This is a genomic window from Corynebacterium tardum, assembly GCF_046717785.1.
Classification (GTDB): domain Bacteria; phylum Actinomycetota; class Actinomycetes; order Mycobacteriales; family Mycobacteriaceae; genus Corynebacterium.
This window is the reverse complement of sequence record NZ_CP177104.1, coordinates 585651-609832: the sequence shown is the minus strand read 5'-3', so window position 1 is coordinate 609832 and position 24182 is coordinate 585651. Positions and strand designations below refer to the sequence as shown.

General features: G+C 62.9%; 26 protein-coding genes. 21 read left to right on the top strand and 5 right to left on the bottom strand.

The features are described from left to right. Positions 1-135 precede the first annotated feature (135 nt). Both ACLI1P_RS02995 and ACLI1P_RS02990 read left to right on the top strand, forming a co-directional pair. Positions 136-1176: a ribonuclease HI gene (locus ACLI1P_RS02995; RefSeq protein ID WP_296133564.1), complete on the top strand. Its 1041-nt coding sequence runs from the start codon at positions 136-138 to the stop codon at positions 1174-1176. A gap of 318 nt (positions 1177-1494) precedes the next feature. After that, positions 1495-1674: a hypothetical protein gene (locus ACLI1P_RS02990; protein WP_411709380.1), complete on the top strand. Its 180-nt coding sequence runs from the start codon at positions 1495-1497 to the stop codon at positions 1672-1674. Positions 1675-1709: 35 nt separating this feature from the next. On the opposite strand, the gene ACLI1P_RS02985 is transcribed toward ACLI1P_RS02990, so the two are convergent. Continuing rightward, on the bottom strand, positions 1710-2174 hold the full coding sequence (locus ACLI1P_RS02985) for a YdcF family protein (protein WP_411709379.1): 465 nt from the start codon (positions 2172-2174) through the stop codon (positions 1710-1712). A 37-nt stretch (positions 2175-2211) separates the two neighbouring features. On the opposite strand from ACLI1P_RS02985, the gene ACLI1P_RS02980 reads away from it, so the two are divergent. Next, positions 2212-3099, top strand: coding sequence for a ribokinase (locus ACLI1P_RS02980; RefSeq protein ID WP_411709683.1), 888 nt, complete (start codon positions 2212-2214; stop codon positions 3097-3099). Here ACLI1P_RS02980 and purE read toward each other — a convergent pair whose 3' ends face one another. Both purE and ACLI1P_RS02970 read right to left on the bottom strand, forming a co-directional pair. Then, a complete protein-coding gene (gene purE, locus ACLI1P_RS02975) occupies positions 3100-3600 on the bottom strand; it encodes a 5-(carboxyamino)imidazole ribonucleotide mutase (RefSeq protein ID WP_411709378.1) in 501 nt (166 codons plus the stop codon). A 21-nt stretch (positions 3601-3621) separates the two neighbouring features. After that, positions 3622-4890 carry a 5-(carboxyamino)imidazole ribonucleotide synthase gene (locus tag ACLI1P_RS02970; protein WP_411709377.1) on the bottom strand — a complete coding sequence of 423 codons (1269 nt, stop codon included), beginning with the start codon at positions 4888-4890 and terminating at the stop codon, positions 3622-3624. Here ACLI1P_RS02970 and budA point away from each other — a divergent pair. Beyond that, positions 4876-5607, top strand: a complete 732-nt coding sequence (gene budA / locus ACLI1P_RS02965) for an acetolactate decarboxylase (RefSeq protein ID WP_296133575.1) — start codon at positions 4876-4878, stop codon at positions 5605-5607. The genes ACLI1P_RS02970 and budA overlap by 15 nt on opposite strands. On the opposite strand, the gene ACLI1P_RS02960 is transcribed toward budA, so the two are convergent. Further along, positions 5585-6025 (bottom strand): hypothetical protein, encoded by a 441-nt coding sequence (locus ACLI1P_RS02960; RefSeq protein WP_411709376.1) that lies wholly within the window; start codon positions 6023-6025, stop codon positions 5585-5587. The two genes, budA and ACLI1P_RS02960, sit on opposite strands and share 23 nt — an antisense overlap. Before the next feature lie 65 nt (positions 6026-6090). Between ACLI1P_RS02960 and ACLI1P_RS02955 the strand changes: the two genes are divergently transcribed. Then, positions 6091-6426: a hypothetical protein gene (locus ACLI1P_RS02955; protein WP_411709375.1), complete on the top strand. Its 336-nt coding sequence runs from the start codon at positions 6091-6093 to the stop codon at positions 6424-6426. A gap of 6 nt (positions 6427-6432) precedes the next feature. Here the strand turns inward: ACLI1P_RS02955 and ACLI1P_RS02950 are convergent, their stop codons facing one another. Beyond that, on the bottom strand, positions 6433-7293 hold the full coding sequence (locus tag ACLI1P_RS02950) for a biotin--[acetyl-CoA-carboxylase] ligase (RefSeq protein WP_411709374.1): 861 nt from the start codon (positions 7291-7293) through the stop codon (positions 6433-6435). An 87-nt stretch (positions 7294-7380) separates the two neighbouring features. Between ACLI1P_RS02950 and ACLI1P_RS02945 the strand changes: the two genes are divergently transcribed. The 16 genes from ACLI1P_RS02945 to ACLI1P_RS02870 all read left to right on the top strand — a co-directional run bounded on the left by ACLI1P_RS02945 (position 7381) and on the right by ACLI1P_RS02870 (position 24173). Beyond that, positions 7381-8373, top strand: a complete 993-nt coding sequence (locus ACLI1P_RS02945) for an ABC transporter ATP-binding protein (RefSeq protein ID WP_411709373.1) — start codon at positions 7381-7383, stop codon at positions 8371-8373. Between the two features lie 118 nt (positions 8374-8491). Continuing rightward, on the top strand, positions 8492-9775 hold the full coding sequence (locus ACLI1P_RS02940) for an ABC transporter substrate-binding protein (protein WP_411709372.1): 1284 nt from the start codon (positions 8492-8494) through the stop codon (positions 9773-9775). 129 nt (positions 9776-9904) lie between these two features. Next, the gene (locus ACLI1P_RS02935) at positions 9905-10882 is read left to right on the top strand and encodes a carbohydrate ABC transporter permease (RefSeq protein ID WP_411709371.1); all 978 of its coding nucleotides are present in this window, start codon (positions 9905-9907) and stop codon (positions 10880-10882) included. Then, entirely contained in the window at positions 10879-11700 is an 822-nt protein-coding gene (locus ACLI1P_RS02930; RefSeq protein ID WP_411709370.1) for a carbohydrate ABC transporter permease, read from the top strand. The genes ACLI1P_RS02935 and ACLI1P_RS02930 overlap by 4 nt, the downstream gene beginning before the upstream one ends. Next, positions 11700-11885 carry a hypothetical protein gene (locus tag ACLI1P_RS02925; protein ID WP_411709369.1) on the top strand — a complete coding sequence of 62 codons (186 nt, stop codon included), beginning with the start codon at positions 11700-11702 and terminating at the stop codon, positions 11883-11885. The genes ACLI1P_RS02930 and ACLI1P_RS02925 overlap by 1 nt, the downstream gene beginning before the upstream one ends. Further along, positions 11882-13384: a maltose alpha-D-glucosyltransferase gene (gene treS / locus ACLI1P_RS02920; RefSeq protein WP_411709368.1), complete on the top strand. Its 1503-nt coding sequence runs from the start codon at positions 11882-11884 to the stop codon at positions 13382-13384. The genes ACLI1P_RS02925 and treS overlap by 4 nt, the downstream gene beginning before the upstream one ends. Positions 13385-13684: 300 nt before the next feature. Continuing rightward, positions 13685-14974 carry an anion permease gene (locus tag ACLI1P_RS02915; protein WP_408931941.1) on the top strand — a complete coding sequence of 430 codons (1290 nt, stop codon included), beginning with the start codon at positions 13685-13687 and terminating at the stop codon, positions 14972-14974. Positions 14975-14986: 12 nt separating this feature from the next. Next, on the top strand, positions 14987-15289 hold the full coding sequence (locus tag ACLI1P_RS02910) for a hypothetical protein (protein WP_408931942.1): 303 nt from the start codon (positions 14987-14989) through the stop codon (positions 15287-15289). Positions 15290-15578: 289 nt separating this feature from the next. Next, a complete protein-coding gene (locus tag ACLI1P_RS02905) occupies positions 15579-15830 on the top strand; it encodes a hypothetical protein (RefSeq protein WP_408931943.1) in 252 nt (83 codons plus the stop codon). Positions 15831-16031: 201 nt separating this feature from the next. Then, positions 16032-17987, top strand: coding sequence for a beta-glucoside-specific PTS transporter subunit IIABC (locus tag ACLI1P_RS02900; RefSeq protein ID WP_408931944.1), 1956 nt, complete (start codon positions 16032-16034; stop codon positions 17985-17987). After that, positions 17988-19427, top strand: a complete 1440-nt coding sequence (locus ACLI1P_RS02895; RefSeq protein WP_408931945.1) for a 6-phospho-beta-glucosidase — start codon at positions 17988-17990, stop codon at positions 19425-19427. An 81-nt stretch (positions 19428-19508) separates the two neighbouring features. Next, positions 19509-20342, top strand: coding sequence for a PRD domain-containing protein (locus ACLI1P_RS02890; RefSeq protein ID WP_408931946.1), 834 nt, complete (start codon positions 19509-19511; stop codon positions 20340-20342). Between the two features lie 10 nt (positions 20343-20352). After that, entirely contained in the window at positions 20353-21972 is a 1620-nt protein-coding gene (locus ACLI1P_RS02885) for an acyl-CoA carboxylase subunit beta (protein ID WP_411709367.1), read from the top strand. Positions 21973-22032: 60 nt separating this feature from the next. Beyond that, positions 22033-23364 (top strand): carboxyl transferase domain-containing protein, encoded by a 1332-nt coding sequence (locus ACLI1P_RS02880; protein WP_411709366.1) that lies wholly within the window; start codon positions 22033-22035, stop codon positions 23362-23364. A 7-nt stretch (positions 23365-23371) separates the two neighbouring features. Then, entirely contained in the window at positions 23372-23566 is a 195-nt protein-coding gene (locus ACLI1P_RS02875; protein WP_296133443.1) for an acyl-CoA carboxylase subunit epsilon, read from the top strand. Positions 23567-23576: 10 nt separating this feature from the next. Next, positions 23577-24173 (top strand): Maf family protein, encoded by a 597-nt coding sequence (locus tag ACLI1P_RS02870; RefSeq protein WP_408930155.1) that lies wholly within the window; start codon positions 23577-23579, stop codon positions 24171-24173. Positions 24174-24182: the final 9 nt, after the last annotated feature.

The window sequence follows — 24182 nt, the reverse complement described above, 5'->3', positions numbered from 1 at the left end:
AATCATCTCCAGAATTCTGATGGGCTCGCTGAGTATGTGGCAGCTTTCCGGTCAGCGTTACAGCCTTTCACTAATCCTCCCAAAGATATGGCCCACTCTGGGTCCACGGCCACTGCTGATGGTTTACTAGTAGGGATGGAACCACTCGAGCTCTCTGCCCTCACCGGCACCCAGTCCCGCACGTACGGCACGCGCAAGATCACCGCGGACATGGTCTCGGCGCCGGTGCACGTGGCGATCGCCCTGTGGGACGAGCGTTGGGACTCAGCGGAGGGCGGGACTGTCGACGGCTGGGTGATCGCCGTCAACACCAAGAAGACCCGCTTCGTGCGCAAGGGCCAGATCAAGAAGGGCGATATCGTCGAGGTGGCGGTGCGCGAGTTTGAGAAGGCCACCAAGGGGCTGCGCGGCCGCAAATGGATTGTTACCGGCCGCCGCCAGGCGGGTCTGCGGGCAGCGCTGGAAAAGCGCGGCTACACGGTGACGGGCAGCTTTGCGGAGGAGAATAGGGCGTCGAAAAGCGCTAGCTCCGTGCGCCGCAAGCAGGCCGGGCTGACCGCGCGCCGCGCCAAGAAGGAAGGCGAGGCTCCCCGCAAGAAGCAAGCGGTCAAGGTGGACACGCCTAAGGCGCACTGGTGGCCAAACTTCGCCACGGCGTCCTCATGGCCGGAGGAAGCCACGGTCCGGATTGCCACGGATGCCTCCTCGGACACGGTCTTTAAGGGCTCGATGTGCTTCGTGGCGGGCAACGGCGACTACCGCCTGCGCACCCGCGAAACCACCGCGAGCACCGACGAGCTAGAGCTCGAGTCCCTCACCCTGGCCTTAAAATACCTGCTCAAGGTAGGCGCCGAGAAGGCGATTATCGAATCCGACTCCGTGGCGGCCTTAGAGGCCGTGCAGCAGATCCGCACGAAGGGCTCGAAGGCGGTGCGCTCCCGCGGGATCTGGCGGGGGCTATCCTCCGGCTCGCGCTCACGCTTTCAGCAGGCCTGGAATGACATCGATGGCGTGTGCGACGTAACCATCCGCCGCGTGCTGGGACATGCGGGCGACCCGCTCAACCGCGCCGCCGACCAGATCGCATACATGGGGCTGCGGGCCATTGCGCACCCGATGAAGCAATCCCGCGCCACGCTGATGGAGGGAATCTCGAAGGCTTTATCCAAGCTCTAATTCGGGTTCTGGCCGCGGGTGTCCTACGGTATAGCCTATGACCAATCCCTTTGACTCAAATCCATTCGAGGAGCCGGCCGATTCCTACCGCGGCCGCGGGGCGAATCCCTTCGCGGAGCCTGGCCGACGCCGAACTTCAAGTCCGAGTCGCCCGAGTCGCACGAGCGCTCCCCCTTCAAGTCCGGCGCCGTCGAGCCGGCCCCGAACTACCTCACCGCGCCCCAGGCGGACCCGCAGCTGACGGCACAGCCCGCCGCGCCGCAGGAGGGCACGATTCACCGCTTTTCCTTTGTCAAAGGGTTCTTTAGTTTCATCTCGGTGATGGGAGCCCTCGGATCCTTCGACAGTGGAGACATCCTCTTCGGGCTCGGCTTCGGCCTGCCGGGCGCCTGGTACTTCATCAAGTCCATCCAGCAAAAGACCAACCCCACCGAGCCACAAAAGCGCCACTGGTTTGTCATCTGGCTCATCGCGATTCTGCTGGTGATTATCGGTTAGTCTTCCGGTCTGGCTCTAAGGCCGTCCGGGCAACATCACCGCAGTCGGGCCACCGCGCGCCGCCAGGCGATGCGCGCCACGGAGTGCGGCGTAGCGCCCACTTCGCGCACGTAGTTCCAGCCGCGGTCAGCCGCGGGGGTGGGCACGCCGTGCACGCGCACGCGAATGCCCAGGTGCCACGCCCACAGGCGGGTGCGCAGGGCGTGAAAATCATTCGTCACGACGCGGAAGTAGCGGTAGTCCGGGCAGAGCGCGTGGGCGCGCTCGAGGTTCTCGTTCGTGCTGGTAGCGAGGGGCTCGACGATGATTCGGGCGGGATCCAAGCCGCGGGAGATGAGATAGCGGGCCATGGGCTCGGCCTCGCCGAAGCCGGACACGATGACCGGCTGATCCGGCATGAGGCGCGCGGCGACGAGTGCTCGGTCGAGCCGGCTGCGCAGGAGGGAGCCGGGCTCGCCGTCCACCACGCGCGCCCCCAACACCAGAACCGGAAACTGCATGCCCGCAAGCATAGCGTGCATACTGGGCAGCATGAACATGTGCGTAGTCGGGTCCATCAACGCTGACCTCGTGGTCCACACCGCGCGCCATCCCCAGCCGGGCGAAACGCTGCTGGGACACGGCGGCGAGATTTTCGCGGGCGGCAAAGGAGCCAATCAGGCGGTGGCGGCTGCGCTGCAGGGAGCGACGGTGAGTTTCGTCGGCGCGGTGGGCAGCGACGCCTACGCGGAACCGGCCATGAAATACTTGCGCACCAGCGGCGTGGACCTGGAGCACGTGGACGTCACCGACGAGGTCACGGGGCTGGCGGTCATCACCGTGGACCAGGAGGGCGAGAACACCATCATCGTGGTGCCGGGGGCCAACGCGCTTGTCGACGACCTTTTTGTCTCCTCCCATTCCTCCCCCATCGAGGCAGCAGATCTGGTCCTGCTGCAGGGCGAGATTCCCGCCGAGGGTTTCGCCCGCGCCGTCGCGCTGGCCCGGGGCCGGGTGGTGGTAAATCTGGCGCCGGTGGTCGAGGTGGACGCCAAGGCGCTGCTACGCGCCGACCCGCTGCTGGCCAACGAGCATGAGGCCGGCCTCATCCTGGAGCAGCTGGGTGTGCGTAGCGACGGTTCGCCGGAGGAGCTAGCGCGCCGTTTAAGGGAGGCCGGCTGTGCCTCGGTAGTTCTCACGCTGGGCGCACGCGGCGCCCTCGTCGCTGAGGGAACTGACCTCGTGGCAGTCCCCTCCCCGCAGGTCACCGCCGTCGACACGACCGGGGCCGGCGACGGATTCGCCGGCGCCCTGTGCGCGCGGCTGCTGCAGGGCGACAGCGTGGCTGAGGCCGCGGCGTACGCCGCGCGGGTCGGGGCCTATTCGGTCACCGGTCAGGGCGCGCAAGCCTCCTACCCGGACCTGACCGCACAGCTTCCCGGCTAACTAGTCACCCAGGAGTTTAGAGCGCAGATTCGCGTCCTTCTTCTCCACCTCGGCCGCCATGTTCTCCTGGTAGGCGGCCATCTTCTCCACCAGAGCGGGGTCGCCGGCGGACAGGATGCGCACGGCGAGCAGGCCGGCGTTCTTCGCACCACCGATGGAGACGGTGGCCACCGGCACGCCGCCGGGCATCTGCACGATGGAGAGCAGGGAATCCAGGCCATCCAGCTCCTTGAGGGCGCGCGGGATGCCAATGACCGGCAGCGGCGTGGCCGCGGCGACCATGCCCGGCAGGTGCGCGGCGCCGCCGGCGCAAGCGATGATGGCCTTGAGCCCGCGCTCGTGCGCGGACTTGGCATAGGCCAGCATCTTCTCCGGGGTGCGGTGGGCGCTGACCACGCCTACCTCAAAGGGGACGCCGAATTCGGCAAGCACCTTCGCGGCGGGTTCCACCGTGGGCCAGTCCGAGTCCGAGCCCATGATGAGTCCAACGAGCGGTTCCATAACGTGTCCTCCTTAGTTGGCTTAGTTGTTGGCCCACTGCGCGTGGACGAGGAAGTGGGCGGCATCGCGCGCGATGCGGCGGGTCTCATCGGCATCGTCGCCGGTGACGTTGACGTGGCCGATCTTGCGGCCGGGCTGGTGGTCCTTGCCGTACAGGTGGACCTTGGCCTCCGGGTAGCGCTCCATGACGGCGCGCACGCGCTCCGGCATCGGCAGCTCCGGGTCCTCGTCTGCGCCCAGCACGTTGGCCATGACCGTGATCGGGGCGAGCGGGGTGGTCTCCCCCAGCGGCAGGTCGAGCACTGCGCGCAAGTGCTGCTCAAACTGCGAGGTCACGCAACCGTCCTGGGTCCAGTGGCCGGTGTTGTGCGGGCGCATGGCCAGCTCGTTGACGGCGATGTCCTCCTCCAACACCATGCCGGGAGCACCGGAGGCGGAAGCAAAGATGGAGCCGGCGTCCTGCGCGGCGGCGAAGGCGAAGAGCTCGACGGCCAGCACGCCAGTGACCCCCAGCTCGGTGGCGATCTGAATGCCCACCTGGGAGGCGCGCTCCGCCAGCTCGGGCGAGAGGTTCGGGGCCGGAGCGCAAGCCTCGGCGCAGATGCCGTCGCGCTGCACGGACTCAGTGATGGGCCAAGCCTTGACCTCGCCGGAAGCCCGGCGCGCCACCAAGACCGACAGCTCACGGGTGAGCTGGACTTTTTCTTCGGCCATGAGCGGCGTTGAGGCGTCGAGAAGCTCCTGCACCAGCGGCTCCAACTCCTCCGCGGAGGGGAACCACACGCCGTGCCCGTCGTAGCCGCCGCGGCGGGCCTTCAGGCACACGTTTCCATCGACGCACTCCGCAAAGGCCCGGGCATCCTCCACCGAGTCGATAGCGGCATAGCGCGGCACCGGGGAGCCGAGTTCCTCCAGCTTCTGGCGCATCAGCAGCTTGTCCTGCGCGTACAGGAGCGCGGACGGCTGCGGCTGCACGTTGTAGGACGCGGCGATGAGGGCCTCCACGTGCTCCGTGGGGACGTGCTCGTGCTCGAAGGTCAACGCGTCCGCGCCTTCAGCGGCACGAGTCAGCACCTCGTAGTCGTGATAGTCACCAAGCACGACATCCGGGATGACCTGCGCGGCGGACTTGTCCGGCGAGGAGGCCAGCACCCGCAGGTGGATATCGAGCTCAGCGGCGGCCGGCTGCATCATGCGTGCGAGCTGGCCGTCTCCGTAAACAGTAACGATAGGTTTGTGTTGTTGACTCACCCCATCAATACTAGCCTTGGGGGCATGATTGTTCGGCATACTATCTTTCAGAACTCGCTCATGACCGCCCTGCTGGACGGCATTTACGACGGCGAGATGACCATCGGCGAACTCCTCGGCAAAGGCAACTTCGGCCTCGGCACCTTCGATGCGCTGGACGGAGAGATGATTATTCTCGATGGCGTGTGCTACCAGCTCCGCGGCGACGGCACCGCCACCGTGGCCAGCCTCGATCAGAACACCCCCTTCGCGGTAGCGACGAACTTCGTCCCCCGCATTAAGGTGGCCGCACCGAAGGGCCTCAAGCGCGACGAGCTCTCCGCCTTCATCGATGAGCTCGAGCCCTCCGCCAACTACATGTACGCGGTGCGCATCACCGGCCGCTTCAGCGACGTAGTCACCCGCACAGTGGTCAAGCAGTCGAAGCCCTACCCGCCAATGGCCCACGCCGTGGGCGGCGATAAGGAGTTGCGCTTTACCGACGTCGAGGGCGTCATCGGCGGCTTCCGTACTCCGGTCTTTGAGAAGGGTATTTCCGTGCCGGGCTGCCACGTGCACTTCATCGACTCCGACCGCACCTCCGGCGGCCACGTGCTGGACTACACCATCGACGAGGCCACGATTGAGCTGTGCCCGGGCACGGACCTCGAGCTGCGCCTGCCCCTGACCAACGAGTTCGGTGCGGCGAACCTGGCCCCGGAGGATCTGGACTCGCAGCTACACACCACGGAGATTAAAACACCGCCGGCTCAGTAAGAATCTCCTCAATCCGCTTGGCCTTCGGCACGGCTGGGAAGTAGAGGGGGCGCTCCCAGCCATGCAGAGCCAGTGAGATTCCGCCGCGGCGCCGGCGGGCCCCGCGGATATCGGTGAGCGGAATCGAATCGACGCGCTTGCCATCGCGGGCGATAACGCGCAGGTTGGTCACGATAAACCGCTTGCGCCGCGTTTTCACTAACGGCACGATGAAGCGCCACACGACAAGCAGCGCCCACAGCGCGACGAGCCCGTTGCGCAGCGCTAGGTCAACACCGTTGTAGTCACACCAGCCGATGGCAATCCAGCACACGCCGGTGATGACGATGAGCTCAAGAAACGGGAAGAGCAACGTGCGGAAAGGCGCCGTCATATCTGCGCGTACCACTTCCCCGCGGCCCATCTGCATGAGATTCATGGGGTTCATGATACCCACCCGCTGTTTCACATGTGCCGGGCGGCACCTCCCCCGCGCACAGGTATGTGGCGCGGACACCACCAGCACACGCTCACAGGACGTGTGCAGCGAACATTCTTCTCCACGCCGACATCCTGTCCACCACCGTCCTCGAGCTCTACATCGTCAACGACACGGCTCGGGTCACCGTCCGCGCTAGGCGCCGAGCAGCCGCTGCAGATAATCCCGACGCCCGCCAAGCCGACATCACTAATGGTGAGATCTACGCCTTCTCCGTCAACGGAAACGACACCGAGGCCACCGCAGGCGAACCAGGAGCGCCGCCGCGAGGACCGCGAACACACCGCCACGAACAGTGCGACAAACGACGCCTAACTCACCTGCGTACCACTACGTACTAAAAGGCGCTACTGCCCGGCTGGGCGCAGGTGGATAACGTCGCCGGCGGAGTAGTACTCGCCGCCGACGTTAATGCGGCCGTCGTCAGCCACTCCCTCAACAGTGCCGGTGACGTCCCCGGCCGGGGCCTCGAGGCGAACCTCCTGTCCGATGGAGGAGCACACCGTGCGGTAGTCCGCCATGAGCTGTGGATCCTGCTGCTCCCACTGGGTGACGCGGCGGCGCAGGTTCTTCAGCACGGTAATCGCCAACGCGGTGCGGTCGGTATCGCGGCCCTCGAGTGCGAGGGACGTCGCAGCCACGATGGGCAGCTCCTCACGCGTCAGGGTGACGTTGATGCCCATGCCGACGACGACGCGGGCCGAGGGCGGGTTCGCGGCCTGCGTCTTGGGGGCGACCTCGGCCTTGTTAATCTCCGTCTTCGAGACCTCGGCCTTAGAAACCTCAGTCTTCGACACTTCTGTCTTCGGCGCAGACTTGAACGCCTCCCCCACCGGGCCGGCTTCGGCCAGGATGCCGCACAGCTTCTTGCCGTCGATGTGGACGTCGTTGGGCCACTTGAGCACCGCGCCCTCGACGGAATCGGTCACAGCCAGGCCTGCGGCCAAGGGCAGGGTTCCCAGGTGATCCAGCGTCTCCGGGAGGATAAGCATGGAGAAGATGAGCTGCGAGCCAGCCGGGCTAACCCAGTGGCGGCCCAGGCGGCCCTTGCCGGAGACCTGCTCGTTGGTGAGCAGGACGGTGCCATCGGCCACCCTGTCTGCCTGCATGAGGTCGGTATTGGTGGAGCCGGTGGACTCGGTGTAATCGATGACGGCGAAGTCATCCTTGAGGGCTTCGCGGATTCGGTCCAGATCAAGAGCTGTCATGGTCCCCGATCGTACTAGTGCAGCACGTGCCCGTTCTGTGATGGCCATCGGCCGCTGAGTGTCCCTGCCGAGTGTTAGGGTTGCTGCATGGCAAAGGTCACTTTTGAGAATGTCGGCATCACCTATCCCCACGCTGACAAGCCCACGGTCACAGACCTCACCCTGGAGATTGCGGACGGCGAATTCCTCGTATTGGTCGGTCCCTCCGGGTGCGGCAAGTCCACCACGCTGCGCGCGCTGGCTGGCCTGGAACCGGTCTCCGGCGGACGCATCCTCATTGACGATAAGGATGTCACCGGCCTTGAGCCGGGCGAACGCGATATCGCGATGGTCTTCCAGAACTACGCCCTCTACCCTCACCTCACCGTGGCGGAGAACATGGGCTTTTCCCTCAAGCTGGCCAAGCGTCCCAAGGCAGAAATCAAAGCCAAGGTGGAAGAAGCCGCGAAGACCCTGGGGCTCACGGAGTACCTCAAGCGCAAGCCAAAGGACCTCTCCGGCGGCCAGCGCCAGCGCGTGGCCATGGGCCGCGCCATCGTGCGCGAGCCCAAGGCTTTCCTCATGGATGAGCCGCTATCCAACCTCGACGCCAAGTTGCGCGTGCAGACCCGCGCGGAGCTGGCCAGCCTCCAGCAGCGTCTGGGGACGACCACCGTCTACGTCACGCACGACCAGGTGGAGGCCATGACCATGGGTGACCGTGTGGCGGTGCTCAAGGATGGGGTGCTCCAACAGGTGGCCCCGCCGCGCGAGCTGTACGATGCCCCGGCGAACGAGTTCGTGGCGGGTTTCATAGGCTCCCCGGCCATGAATATCTTCGACTACAACGGCGGGCGCATCGGCGTGCGCCCGGAAAAGATGTACATCAACAAGGGCCCCATTGGCTTCCCGGGTGTCGTGGACTTCGTGGAGGAGCTCGGCGCCGAAGCCTTCGTCTACGTCATGGTGGGTGAGCAGCGCTTTGTCGCCCGGGCGCAGGGCGATGTCCCGCAGCGCGGGGACGAGGTAGTGCTGAGCTTTAGCCCGCGTGAAGCACACCACTTTGACCCCGAGACGGGCAACCGGATCGAAAAAGGCTAGCGTGCAGAGGGGTAGTTTCACCCCCGCCGCGTGTGGAATATGTGCCAAAAGCTCGTGCGATGTGGTGGCGATCCCTTAGGTTTAAGTCACCAGAAGTTTTCCGAAAGGTGAATACTCCATGAAGAAGTCCTTCCTCCCCGCCCGCGCCGTCCGCCGCGGGGTTGTTGTCACCACTGCCGCCTTCGCCCTGACGCTGACGGGTTGTTCATCGAGCGACGACGGATCACAGTCCAACGCTGGCTCCGAAGCCGGGCCCGTAGACGGTACCGGTCGCGGCCCCATCACCTTTGCCATGGGTAAGAACGACACCGACAAGATCACGCCGATTATTGAGGCGTGGAACGCAGAGCACCCGGACGAGAAGGTTGAGCTCAAGGAGCTCGCCGGCGAGGCAGACGCGCAGCGCGAAACCCTGGTCCAGTCCCTGCAGGCGGGCAATTCCGACTATGACGTCATGGCGCTTGACGTGGTGTGGACCGCGGACTTCGCCGCCAACCAGTGGCTCGCCCCGCTGACCGGTGACCTGGAGGTGGACACCTCTGGTCTGTTGGAGCCCACCGTCGAGTCCGCCACCTACAACGACACCCTCTACGCCCTGCCGCAGAACACCAACGGCCAGCTGCTCTACCGCAACACTGACCTGGTGGACAAGGCTCCGGAGAAGTTCGCCGACATCGCTTCTGCCTGCGAGGCCCTCAAGGAGGACACCTCCTGCCTGACTACGCAGCTCAAGCAGTACGAGGGCCTGACGGTCAACACCGCCGGCTTCATCGAGGGCTGGGGCGGCGAGATCCTGGATGATCAGGGCAACGTCACCGTGGACTCGGACAAGTCCAAGGAGGGCCTTAAGGCGCTGGTTGATGCTTACAAGGACGGCACCATCTCCAAGGATTCCACCGCCGCCACGGAGGAGGAAACCAACCTGGCCTTCACCGAGGGCAAGACTGCCTTCGCCATCAACTGGCCGTACATGTACACCAACGCCAAGGACAACGGCGTTAAATTCGAGGTCCAGCCGCTGGTGGGCAAGGACGGCGTGGGCGTGTCCACGCTGGGTGGCTACAACAACGGCATCAACATCAACTCCGAGCACAAGGCCACGGCTTTGGACTTCATGAAGTTCGTCATCAACGAGGAGAACCAGAAGTCCTTTGCGGAATCCTCCTTCCCGCCGGTGCTGGCCTCCATCTACGACGATGAATCCCTGGTAGAGCAGTTCCCGTACCTGCCGGCGCTCAAGGAGTCCCTGGAAAACGCCGCGCCGCGTCCGGTCTCCCCGTTCTACACCGCCATCTCCAAGGCCGTGCAGGACAACGCCTACGCTGCACTGACCGCGGACAAGTCCGTCGACGATGCCACGAAGGACATGAAGGCCGCCATCGAGGCCGCAGCCCAGGGCTAGTCCCGTGAGCTGACTAGGGCGCGAGTAAGTCCACGTGACTTGCCCGCGCCGCTGGCGTTTTCCACCCACACGGATCAGCAGGCCTCACTCTTCCCCACCATCCCTTCTAGCGAGAAAGGCAGGAACCGCATGGCTGGATCGACGCGAACCGCGCAATCCCGCAAGCATTACCTGCAGGCCGCCGGGCTCATCGCGCCGGCGCTCATTGCCTTGGCCATCGTCATTGGCTACCCCATCGTCCGCGCCATCATGTTGTCCTTCCAGGGCAATAAGCGGCTCAACCCCACCACCGGCCTGTTTGAGGAAGGTGCCTTCGCCGGACTGGACAACTACCTTTACTGGATTACCAACCAGTGCATGTCCACCACTGGCCAGGCCACCACGTGCCCGGACGGTGTCATCGCCACCGACTTCTGGCCGGCGCTAAAGATCACGCTCTTCTTAACGGTCGTCACCGTGGTGCTGGAGACCATCCTGGGAATGTTCATGGCGTTGGTGATGAACGGCGAGTACCGCGGCCGCGGTCTGGTCCGCGCCGCCGTTCTCATCCCATGGGCCATTCCCACCGCAGTGACGGCCAAGCTCTGGCAGTTCATGTTTGCCCCGGAAGGAATCGTCAACTCGCTGCTGGGCACCCACATAGCGTGGACCACGGATCCGTTCTATGCCCGCCTCGCCGTCATCATCGCGGACGTGTGGAAGACTGCACCATTCATGGCGCTGCTCATCCTGGCCGGGCTGCAGATGATTCCGCGGGACGTCTACGACGCCGCCCGCGTCGACGGCGCCTCCCGCGTCCAGACCTTCTTTTCCATCACCCTGCCGCTGGTCAAACCCGCGCTCATGGTGGCCGTGCTCTTCCGCACGTTGGACGCTCTGCGCATGTACGACCTGCCAGTCATCATGATTTCCAGCTCCTCCAACTCGCCGACGGCCACGATTTCCCAACTGGTGGTGGAGGACATGCGCCAGGGCCACTTCAACTCGGCCTCCGCGCTCTCCACCTTGATCTTCCTGCTCATTTTCGCCGTGGCCTTTGTCTTGGTCCGCTTCCTGGGCGCTGACGTCTCGGGCCGCAACCGCATGAAGAAGGAGAAGAACTCATGAAAAAGCTGGGACATTACCTAGGCATCCTCTTCATCATGTTCTGGGGGCTGGCCCCCTTCTACTGGATGGTGGTCACCGCCCTGCGCAGCAAGGACCACACCTTTGACACCACGCCGTGGCCTACGCACGTGACCCTAGATAACTTCCGCGATGCACTAGCTACGGACAAGGGCAATGACTTCCTAGGGGCGCTGGGCAACTCGCTGCTTATCTCCCTGATTACGACGGCGGTGGCGGTGCTCATCGGCGTGTTCACCGCCTATGCCCTGGCGCGCTACGACTTCCCGGGCAAGGGCCTGGTCACCGGCATCATCTTGGCCGCGTCGATGTTCCCGGCCATCGCGCTGGTCACCCCGCTGTTCCAACTCTTTGGCAACCTCGACTGGATTGGCACCTACCGCGCGATGATCATTCCGAACATTTCCTTCGCGCTGCCGCTCACGGTCTACACGCTGCTCAGCTTCTTCCGACAGCTGCCGTGGGAGCTAGAAGAGGCAGCCCGCGTGGACGGTGCTTCCCGGGGCCAGGCCTTCCGCCTCGTACTCTTGCCCCTGGCGGCCCCGGCGCTGTTTACCACGGCCATCATCGCGTTCATCACCACGTGGAATGAGTTCATGCTGGCCAAGCAGCTGTCCACCACCGACACCGAGCCAGTCACCGTGGCCATCGCTCGCTTCTCTGGACCGTCCGCCTTTGAGTACCCGTACGCCGCCACCATGGCGGCCGGCGCGCTGGTCACCATTCCCCTGATCATCATGGTGCTCATCTTCCAGCACCGCATTGTGGCAGGTCTCACCGCCGGAGGTGTCAAGGCCTAATGCGCCGCGCACTGCTCTGGGACACCGCGCTGGGATTCGTCGGATTCTTCGCCGCCTTGGCGTTGCTGCAGGCAGTGCTCAACCTGTTCGCCCCCTCCCCCGCCATCTGGCCGGGGCTCCTCGCCGGAGCGCTGTGCCTGACGGAGTACCTGCTCTGGCGGGCTAAACGGAAGGATCTTCGATGAGCTGGTACACCAACGCCATCTTCTACCAGGCCCTGGTTGGGTCCTACAAGGACACCGCCGGCCAGGGCGTCGGAACGCTGCGCGGGGTCATTGAGAAGCTGGACTACCTGAAGTGGCTGGGCGTCGACTGTCTCTGGCTCTCCCCCTTTTACGCCTCCCCACAGCGCGATGACGGCTACGACATCGCCGATTATTACTCCATCCACCCGGATTACGGCACGATGGAGGACTTTGATGAGCTTGTCACCGAGCTCCACGCTCGCGGCATGCGGTTGATGACGGACCTAGCTTTCAACCACACCTCAACCGATCACCCGTGGTTCCAGGCCTCGCGCACCGATCCGGACGGGCCCTACGGCGACTACTACGTGTGGGGCGATGATCCGCAGCGCTACCCGGAGATTCGCATCATTTTCACCGACACGGAGACCTCCAACTGGGCTTGGGATCCGGTGCGCAAGCAGTACTATTTCCACCGCTTCTACTCGCATCAGCCGGACCTGAACTACGACAATCCCGCCGTGCACGAGGAGGTCTTCAAGGTCCTGTCCTTTTGGCTCGACAAGGGCGTTGATGGATTCCGCCTCGATGCCATTGCCTATCTGTATGAGCGCGATGGCGTAGGCGGCGAGTCCCTGCCGGAGACCATCACCTTTGTGGAGAAAGTGCGCAGCTTCCTGGATGCCCACTACCCAGATGCGGTGCTCATCGCGGAGGCCAATCAGCCGCCGGCGGAGACCATGGAGTTCTACGGCAGCGGCAACCGCTTCCACATGGTGTTCAACTTCCCCGTCATGCCGCGGCTATATCAGGCGCTGGCGCTTGGCGACGCCACCCCGGTCTACGACATCATGTCCGCTCTCCCCAAGCTTCCCCAGGGCTGCCAGTGGGGAACCTTCCTGCGCAACCATGACGAGCTGACCCTGGAGATGGTCGATGACGCCCAGCGCAAGGTCCTCTACCAGCACTACCTGCCAGACGATCAGATGCGCGCGCATGTGGGCATCGCACGGCGGCTTGCCCCGCTGTTGGGCAACGACTACCGCCGGATTGAGCTGTTCTACTCGCTGCTGATGACCCTGCCGGGCGCGCCCTTTTTGTATTACGGAGACGAGATTGGCATGAACGACGCCCCCGAGCTGCCGGACCGGGATGCCGTGCGCACGCCCATGCAGTGGGAACCGGGCGAGGGCGCAGGGTTTACCGAGTCCGCACGTCCCCACCGCCCCGTCGTCGGCGGCGCCGGGGTGTCGGTCGCGGAGCAGCTGGAAGACCCCGACTCGCTCCTGCACCGCCTCCGCGGACTCATCCAGCAGCGCAAAGCACACCCGGAGCTAGGAACCGCGTCCTTCGAGGCCGTTGAGACCGGGCACACCGGCGTTCTGGGATTTCAGCGCGGAGAGCTGCTGTGCCTGCATAACTTCACCGACCAGGCCGTGGCCTTGGGCCCGGTGGAATTGGGCCCCTATGGCTATGCCTGGCTACCGGTGGAGGTGTAGTTTTTCGCCTGAGGTCTAGTTCCGGCCTAACCCTTTTCTGGTGACGTTGGTAAACAACGCATGAACAATCCATGTACTACACCGTAACTTTCGGACGATTTACTACATTTTATAACCGATTAGCCAAACATAATTCGGATTTTCGCAGGTCAACGGCATTATCCTAACAATTGTCTAAGCACCTTTTCGGGACTAGTGTCTAGCGCGGTTAGCACGCAGTCGCCGCACCTTCCCAAAAGTGCTCGGCACGCTGACCCCTCTTTGTAGATTATTGCCCTAGTCCTGAAAGGGATCACGCTCGTGTCAGCGACACTTATCATCTTGGCCATCGTGGTCATCACGGCACTGGCCTTCGACTTCACCAACGGCTTCCACGACACCGCCAACGCCATGGCGACGTCGATCGCCACCGGCGCCCTGAAGCCTTTTACCGCTGTTGCCATTTCCGCAGTCCTCAACCTCATCGGTGCATTCCTCTCCGTTAACGTGGCCGCCACCGTGGCCAAAGGAATTGTCAACCTTGACCAGTACGACGTCTCCGTCCCCGCCGACGGCGACGCCCTGCTCATGGTCGTCTTCACCGGCCTCATCGGCGGTATTACCTGGAACCTGTTCACCTGGCTCCTGGGTATGCCGTCTTCCTCCTCCCACGCCCTGTTCGGTGGCCTTATCGGCGCCGCCTTCGCAGCCCTGGGTACCGGCGGCGTAGCCTGGTCCTCCATCGCCGGCAAAATCATCATCCCGGCCATCGCCTCCCCGTTCATCGCCGCCCTCGTGTCCGCCTGCGGCACCGCGCTGGTCTACTGGGTGACCAACACCATTCCAAACAAGGTCAAGAACGAGCACTTCCGCCACGGCCAGATCGTCACCGCCTGCCTGGTCTCCCTGGCACACGGCACCGGTGACGCGCAGAAGACCATGGGCGTTATCTTCCTAGCCCTCGTCGCTGCCGGCGAGGCCAACGCCGATTCCCGCATCCCGACCTGGGTCATCATCGGCTGCGCCGTGGCCATCGCAGCCGGCACCATGTCCGGCGGTTGGCGCGTCATCCGCACCCTGGGCAAGGGGCTTGTGGAGATTGAATCCCCGCAGGGCATGGCTGCTGAGGCAACCTCCGCCGCCATCATCCTGACCTCCGCCACCGGCGGCATGGCACTGTCCACCACCCACGTGTCCACCGGTTCCATCCTGGGTACCGGCCTGGGGCGCAAGGGCGCCAAGGTCCGCTGGGGTGTTGCCATGCGCATGGTGGCTGCTTGGCTCATCACCCTGCCGTGCGCTGCGTTTGTCGGTTTCGTCACCTGGTGGATTGCTAAGGGTGTGGGCACTGCCACCAACACCATGATCGGCGCCATCGTGGACCTGCTCATCCTGCTGGGCATGGTCGCCCTCATCCTCATCCGCGCTCGCCGCAATCCGGTTGACGCCAACAACGTCAATGAGGACTGGGACGAGGACTCCGAGTCTGTCGACTCCTCCATGTCCCGCCGCGAGAAGGTTGCCGCCGGCGTGCCGGCCGGCAACTCCCCGGGCGCCGCTCACGCCGTCAACGATGTGGTCAAGGACCACACCGCCCTCAAGGACAACTAAGGATCCCCCATCATGACCGCACTGGAAATTGTCACTGCTCTGATTCGCGTGGCCGCCCTGGCACTCGCCTTCGGCGCTGGTATCCCGCTCCTGTTCGCCTTGGGTATGCGCTGCATGACCGGCGACCCGATCCGCAACACCGAGGGTGTCGTCGTTGATGACACCCAGGCTTCGACCCAGATGAAGGTCTTGGGCTGGACCGTCTACGCAGTCCTCGGCCTCTTCATCCTCCTCGCCATCACCTGGATTGCAAAGGACTCCATCGCCCACTACACCGGCTGGGAGCCCTTCGGCGGAATCGCCGGCGGCCACTAAGGGCCGCTAGGCACACAGCCGGAATCCGCCTCAGGACGGCACTGTCGCACCGCGCGACGGCGCCGTCCTTCGGCGTTTTCCACAGCCGCAGCGCCAGCCAGGCACCCACTCCCCCGGCAGAGAGCCGCAGCCCTTAAGTGACGTACGCAACAGGAATCCAAAGTGAACAAAAAGTTAACTAAAACTGAAATCCATGTAGCGTTTTGCGGCTTTGGGCGATATAGTTGGTGAATCCCAACGGTACGGAACCCCGTACCATCCCTACAAGAGACAAGAGAGGTGAGCACTAATGAATGCCATTTCCGGATTTTTCTCCGCTATCACCAACACGTTCAAGAGCGCCACCGGTACCGGTCTTGACACCATTACCGCTGCGCCCATCGCAGCCCAAGTAGCCGAGGACCTGTTCAACCACGACCTCGTCCCCGCCTCCCGCAAGGATGTCGAAGAGACCTATGCCGCCCTCACGGGCGACTTCCCGCGCGAGGGCGACCTTGCAGAGGTTGAGCTCTTCCTGATGGACTTCGGTTGGCTGGCATAGCCCACATCACATTTAGCCCTTCTTGTGCCTAGGCGCATGAAGGGCTATTATTTTAGACATCGGCTATCAGGCCTGTTACTCGCAAGAGGCAAGAACCTGAAGCGGAATCCCCTGTAACGAAAGGGACTTCAGCTTCATTGCACTCGCGAGTCTTTTTCGTTTTGGGACTCTTCACTAGCCTAGAAACGAAAGTGAGGAATCATGACCGCCCTGGTACGTGATTACCCTAAACTCGCCCACGATGTCATTGAGCTCGTCGGCGGGCCCTCCAACATCACAGGAATTGCGCGTTGCGCAACCCGTCTACGTTTAGTCCTCAAAGACACTCCTGAGGGCGCCCACGACAAAATCCAGAATCTTCCCGGAGTCATCACCACGGTGGAAAAGGGCGGCCAATTTCAGGTCGTCATTGGTAACCGCGTCGGCGAAGTATACGAAGCAGCGATCGACGAATTGGGCATCGACCCCAATGAGCAGCAGGTTGAAGACGGGGACAGCAAGCCCACCCTGATGAACCGGATCATCGCAATGATGTCCGCAGTCTTCGCCCCGTTCATCTACGTCCTCGCCGCTGCAGGCCTTATCCAAGGTGCGTTAATCCTTATCACCGCTGCCTGGCCTGAGTTTGAGAGCACCGGCACCTACGAGCTTTTCTCGCTCATGAGTTGGGCGCCTTTTACGTTCCTGCCTATCCTCATCGCGATTACCGCAGCACAGTTTTTCAAGACCAACACCTTCATCGCCGTCGCTGCCGTCGGTGCTCTGGTAGCGCCGCAGATGACAGATATTGCTACGCGTGTCTCCGAGGGAGAGCACATCACGCTCTTTGGATTCGCGCTCAGTGAGACTACCTACACCTCGACAGTCCTGCCTCCCCTCTTCATCGTCTGGGGTCTGTCCTACCTTGAGCGGTTCTTCCGGAAGCACCTTCCGGAAGTCGTCACCCAGCTGTTCACACCGCTGCTTTGCCTGATCATCGCTGTACCGCTCACGGTTCTGATCATCGGTCCTCTGTCGAACCAAGGCGCAATTCTCATTGCGGATGGCTTCAACTGGCTCGTCGACGTCGCTCCCCCGGTCGCTGCGGCCATCGTCGGCGGATTCTGGCAGGTCATCGTTATCTTCGGCGTGCACTGGGGAGTTACCCCGATGGTGCTGGCCAACTTCGATGAATACGGTTCGGACCCGTTCCAGGCGTTCCAGACTGCAGCAGTCATCGCCCAAGTTGGCGCTGCTTTCGGAGTATTCCTTAAGTCACGCAGCGCCGAGATGAAGAAAATTGCTGCGTCGGCCTCACTCACGGGTGTCTTCGGCATCACTGAGCCTGCTATCTACGGTGTCACACTACGTCTAAAGAAGCCGTTCATCGTAGGCTGCGCCGCCGGCGCCATCGGCGCAATCGTGGTTTCCCTCTTTGGTTCCCTCCAATACGTCTATGCAGGTCTTCCCGGCATTCTCACAATCATGAATGCTTACGAGCCCGGCACCAACTCGCTCATGGGTGAGGTCATTGGCTGCTCAGTGGCCTTCTTCGGCGCTGCAATCGGTGTCTACGTGGTTGGCTTCACGGATGTCCTTTCGGAGACCACCACCGAGGACGCTGATAGCTCCTCGGACTCCGACGCAGCTTCAGCCGAATACCACAGCCAGCTATCTCAGATGGACACCGTTTATCACATCTCCAGCCCGGTAACCGGCACCGTGCTTGCACTAAGCGAAGTAGACGACCCAGTCTTCGCACAAGGCACGATGGGCGAAGGCGTAGCCGTGGAACCTACAGACAACAAGGTGTACGCCCCTTTCGATGGAACAATCGCCACAGTCCTTCCCTCCAAGCATGCCGTCGGAATCATCTCTGATGACGGCGTAGAAGTACTAGTCCACATTGGTCTTGACACCGTGGCACTTAAGGGCAAGCCTTTTACCAGCCACGTAAAGAAAGGACAACACGTGGAAGAGGGTGACCTCTTGGTGGAGTTTGATTCCCAATCTATCCTCCAAGCTGGTTACTCGCTCACCACCCCCGTCATTATCACCAATACGAAGCGTTTCGCAGATGTGGTAATCCATCCATCAACTCGGACCACACACGGAAACGAGCTCATGGCTGTTGCCGCCACTTCCCCACACCAGTCTCAACTCGAAGGAGCAAAGTAAATGGATACTTCATTCAACCCAAATTTCCTGTGGGGTGGAGCCGTCGCTGCACACCAATTCGAAGGCGGCTGGAACCAGGGCGGTAAGGGCCCCTCTGTCGTCGACGTCCTCACGGCAGGCGCCCACGGCGTTCCGCGGCGCATCACGAAAGCAATCGAACCAAACGAGTTCTACCCCAATCACGAAGCCATCGACTTCTACGGGCATTTCCGTGAGGACATCAAGCTCTTCGCGGAGATGGGACTCAAGTGCTTCCGCACCTCGATTGCGTGGTCCCGAATTTTCCCCAAGGGCGATGAGCTTGAGCCCAACGAAGAGGGCCTCAAGTTCTACGACGAGGTCTTCGATGAGCTGCTCAAGCACGGCATTGAACCGGTCATTACGTTGAGCCACTTCGAAATGCCTCTCCACCTGGCACGCGAATACGGCGGATTCAAGAACCGCAAGCTGGTTGAGTTCTTTGAAAGATTCGCCCGCGTCTGCTTTGAGCGCTACAGCGACAAAGTCAAGTACTGGATGACTTTCAACGAGATCAACAACCAGATGAACGTGGACAACCCGTTGTTCCTGTGGACTAATTCGGGCGTGACCGTTGGTGAGGGCGAAAACCCTCAGCAGGTGCTATACCAGACGGCGCACAATTGCCTTCTTGCCTCAGCACGGGCCGTTGTGCTCGGACACGACATCAATCCCGACTTCCAGATCGGAGCGATGGTCGCGATGGTTCCCATCTACCCATTCAGCTGCGACCCTGAAGACATCATGGCAGCAGAGGTAGCCAGCCGCGATAGGTACTTCTTCCCTGACGTTCAGCTGCGCGGATACTACCCCGCCTATGCACTGAAGAAGTTTGAACGCGAGGGCATCGAGCCCGGCTTCCAGGACGGCGACGAAGAAATTCTCCGTAAAGGCACGGTCGATTACCTCGGCTTCTCGTATTACATGACAAATACCGTCAAGCACGACGCGGTAGCTGACACCGGTTCCTCGGTGAACGGTGGCCTTGCAAACTCGGTAGAGAATCCCCATCTCAAGACTTCCGATTGGGGTTGGCCCATCGACCCCCAGGGTCTGCGCTACGCGCTCAACTCTATGTACAACCGCTATCAAAAGCCCCTGTTCATTGTTGAGAACGGATTCGGAGCAATCGACGCTGTAGAACCTGATGGTTCCATTCACGACGAGGCACGCATCGAATACCTCCGCAGCCATCTCGCTGCTGTCAAGGCCGCAGTACTTGAAGACGGCGTTGATCTCATGGGCTACACGCCGTGGGGAATTATTGATTTGGTGTCATTTACTACGGGCGAGATGAAGAAGCGGTACGGCATGATTTACGTCGACCGTGACAACGAAGGCAAAGGCACGATGAAGCGCTCAAAGAAAGATTCGTTTGAGTGGTACCGCAATGTCATCGCGACCAATGGCGCGGAGCTCTAACTAGCTCCTCCAATCGTTCAGGGCACTTCACGAGACGAGCCATGTGCTTGGTGTTCGTGGAGTGCCCTGTAATCTTGAGCCATGGATGTCATCCGTGCGCTAAACAATAACGCTGTGCTGTGTACCGATTCACAGGGAGCCCAGGTGATCTGCATGGGCAAGGGCATTGGCTTTGGCCGAAAATTGGGCGATGAAATTGACGGCAACAACGTGGAACAGGTTTTCCGCCCCAGCACGATGCACCCCATTGCAAATCTGACGGCCCTACTTACCGAAATTCCGCTGGACATTGTCAACCTTGTGGCGACATTCGTGGCACAACATTCAGCTGTCAAGGAGCCCCAACTCCTTATTCTGGGCTTAGCGGACCATATTTCTTTCGCCATCGAGCGAGCCAACACCGGCATCGAAGTCAGCTACCCGCTTGTCTGGGAAGTATCAACGTTGTACCCCGACGAATTTGCGCTAGGCCTAAAAGCGCTCGAGCTTGTCGAAAAGGAAACTGGCGCTCGTTTGCCCAGCGACGAAGCCGCCGCGATAGCGATGCATTTCATTAACGCACAGTTTGTCGACGGCGACATGACGAAGGCAGAGAACACCACTAAGGAAATCTCAGTTCTCATTCGCTTAGTGTCCTCCGAGCTGGGGCTCTCGCTTTCCCCGGGCTCTCCCACCGTTACTCGATTCATCACTCATCTTCGGTACCTATTTACGCGGTTGGATTCGCCAAAGTCGGAAGCGGAGGCGCCCCTGCATTCAATGCTCGCAGCCATCGAGCACGACGATGCCGAAGCAGTCCGCATCGCACGAAAGGTTCGTTCCCACTTAGAAGGGAACGGTCACGCAATTAACGACAACGAGCTTGCCTACATTGCACTCCATGTTGCGCGTCTCCGAAGCGCGCTCAGCACCTAAACCTGCCCGCATGCGAAATTCTATGAACCCGAGTGACACCCCCACCGCAGCGGCCCAGATAGCTGAGCTGGAGAGGCGTCGACAAGCAGCGGCTCACCCCGTAGGACCCGAAGCGCACGCGAAGCTCCACGCCCAGGGCCGCCTCACCGCGCGCGAGCGGGTGGACTATCTCCTGGACCCTGGCTCCTTCGTGGAAACGGGCATGCTGGCCGTGCACCGCACTACTGACTTCGGGATGGACAAGAAGCGCCCGGTCACCGACGGCATCATTACCGGCTGGGGGACCATCGACGGCCGCGAGGTCTGCATCTTCTCCCAGGACGGCACCGTCTTCGGCGGTGCGCTGGGAGAGGTCCACGGCGAGAAGATGATCAAGGTGATGGAGCTGGCCATCACGTCCGGGCGTCCCCTCATCGGCCTCTACGAGGGCGCCGGCGCGCGCATCCAGGACGGTGCGGTCTCCCTGGATTGGATTGCCCAGACCTTCTATCAGAACGTGCAGGCCTCCGGGGTCATCCCGCAGATTTCGGTCATCATGGGAGCCTGCGCCGGCGGCAATGCCTACTCCCCGGCGCTGACTGACTTCGTGGTCATGGTGGACCAGACCTCTCGGATGTTTATCACCGGCCCCGACGTGGTCAAGACCGTCACCGGTGAGGAGGTCACCCAGGAGGAGCTCGGCGGTGCTCGCATGCACATGGCCGACGCCGGGGACTCGCACTACACCGCCACCAGCGACGAGGACGCCCTGGACTGGGTGCACGACCTGCTGGCCTTCCTGCCCGCCAACAACCGCGAGTTCCCACCAGTCGAGCCCGTCGAGGGCCCGGATGACGAGCACGGCGCAGAAGCCGCGGGCCAGCACGTGCTGGATGAGCTCATCCCGGACTCCCCCACCCAGCCCTACGACGTGAAGGCGGTCATCGAGGCCCTCACTGACGACGGCGATTTTTTGGAGCTCCAGGCCGGGCGCGCTGAAAACATCGTCACCGCCTTCGGCCGCATCGAGGGCCACACCGTGGGTTTTGTGGCGAACCAGCCGCAGGTGCTGGCCGGCTGCCTCGACATTGCCTCCTCCGAGAAGGCCGCGCGCTTCGTGCGCACGTGCGACGCGTTCAACATCCCGCTCGTGCTGCTTGTCGACGTCCCCGGTTTCCTCCCCGGTGCCGAGCAGGAACGCGACGGCATCCTGCGCCGCGGCGCCAAGCTGCTCTACGCCTATGGCGAGGCCACCGTCCCCAAAATCACCGTCACGCTGCGCAAGGCCTACGGCGGCGCCTACTGCGTCATGGGTTCCAAGGGCCTGGGCGCGGACGTCACACTGGCCTGGCCCACCGCCCAGATTGCGGTCATGGGGGCCGCCGGCGCCGTCGGCTTCCTGCACCGCAGAGAAGTCCAGCACGCCCGCGACGCAGGTCTAAGCGACCACGACCTGGCTGACCTCGTGGCTTCCTTTGAGCGAGAGTACGAAGACCACATGCTCAACCCCTACCGGGCCGCGGAGCGGGGGCTTATTGACTCCGTCATTGACCCCTCCGAAACCCGCAGCACCATTGCCAAGAGCTTGCGGTTCTTCTCCGACAAGCGCGTGTCCCGGCCTGCTCGCAAGCACGGCAATATCCCGCTCTGAATCCCACTCTGATCGGCACGCCTCAAGTCTTGTGCCCGCGCTGTATTAGACTAGTGAGCCATGACTGACTTGAAGACGACCGCTGGCAAGATCGAGGATCTGAGCTCCAAGCTCACTGAGTCCCGCGCGCCGCAGGGAGACGTCCCGGCCGCCCGCAGCGCCATCGAGGCGCTTTTTGACGCCGGCTCCTTCGTGGAGACCGATGCGCTGGCCCGCCACCGCTCCACCGAGTTCGGCCGCGAGCACATCCGCCCCTACACCGACGGCGTAGTCACCGGCTACGGCACCGTGGATGGCCGCAAGGTCTGCGCCTACGCCCAGGATGCCTCGCTTTTCGACGGCACGATGGGTGAGGTCTACGGCGAGAAGGTCACCAAGCTCTACGACCTGGCAATCAAAACCGGCGTGCCCATCGTGGCCCTCGTCGCCGGCGATAAGCCGCGCGCCCAGGAGGGCATTGTTTCCTCCGCCATGCAGGCGCGCATCCTCGCCCGTGCCACCACGGCCTCCGGCCTCATCCCGCAGGTCACCGCCGTCTACGCCGACTCCAAGGACGCCTCCTTGGTCGCCGCGCTCTCCGACGTCGCCATTGCCCCCGACGGCGACCTGACGACGGAGGGTGAGCACGAGGTGAACGTCGCCAAGCGCGTGCTGTCCTACCTGCCGTCCAACAACCGCGCCGCCGCCCCGCGTACCGACGCCACCATCGTGGCCGGCTCCGTCGAGGACAACATCAACGACGCCGACCGCGCCCTGGATTCCCTCGTGGGCGATGACGGTGCGGTCGATCTGGCAGACGTGGTCACCGCCACCTGCGAGGACGTCTACGAAATCGGCGCACGCGTCGAGGGTGTGTTTACCGGTTTTGGCCGCATCGAGGGCCGCACGATCGGTATTGTGGCCAACCGCGGCACCCTGGACGCCGCGGCGGCTTCCAAGGCCGCGCGCTTTATCCGCCTGTGCGATGCGTTCAACACCCCCATCGTCGAGTTCGTCGACGCCCCCGAGCTCACCGTGGAGAAGTCCGCACTGGCCAAGCTCGTGCATGCCTACGCGGCAGCCAGCGTGGGCAAGATCAGCGTCATCGTGCGCCGCGCCCTGGGCACCGGCTACATTGCCTTCGGCTCGAAGGAGCTCGGCGCGGACCTGTCCTACGCCTGGCCCACCGCAGAGATTGCTGTGGCGGACGCCGCTGCTTTGGCCGCCGAGCTGGAGCTGAGCGAGGACGAAGCCGCGCAGTACCTCACCCCGTACCAGGCTGCGGAGCGCGGCCTGGTGGATTCCGTGATCACCCCGGCGGCCACCCGCGGTTCCCTGGTTGAGGGGCTGCGTTTGCTGGACCGCAAGATCATCCCTACCCTGCCGAAGAAGCACGGCAACATCGTTCTCTAGAGGTTTTATGACTACTCCCCTATTCACTGTGCTCCGCGGCAATCCCACCGACGCGGAGGTGGAGGCGTTGAACTCCGTTCTCAAGCAGCTCGACTCGGAAGCCCGCGCTAAGGCTGCCGACACGCGCTCCGCGCGCGACCTGTGGGGCCAGCCGGGCGACGTGTTCAACCCGTCCGCCTTCCGCAACGTCCGCTACTACTAGGCCGCTAACGATGCGCATAGTTCTGGCCTCTCAGTCCCCCTCCCGCGCGTCGATCCTGCGCGGCGCCGGCGTGGAGCCCACCATCGCCCCAGCACACGTGGACGAGCGCGCCATCGAATCATCGCTGGAGGGGGCTTTCCCGGCGGAGATCGTGTGCGCCCTGGCTACCGCCAAAGCGGAGGCCATCGCGCCGGAGTACCCCGACGACGTCGTCGTGGGTGGCGATTCCATGCTGCTTCTCAACGGCGAATTGCAGGGCAAGCCCCACACCGAGGCCGCCACGGTAGAGCGCTGGCGCGCCCAGGCCGGCCGCACGGCCGAGCTCATTACCGGCCACTGCGTCCTCTTCGGTGGGCAGCGCTTCGAGGAGGCCTCCCGCACCACGGTGCACTTTGCCGAGGCGACCGAGGCCGACATCGCCGCCTACGCCCGCACCGGTGAGCCCCTCGAGTGCGCCGGGGCTTTTACCTTGGAGGCCATCGGCGGCTGGTTCATCGACCGTATCGAGGGCGATCCGTCCTCCGTCATCGGCTTGTCCCTGCCGGTGCTACGCCGCGCGCTGTATTCTTTCGATCTGTCCGTGTCATCTTTCTGGCAATCCCGCTAGGGTGTGTCC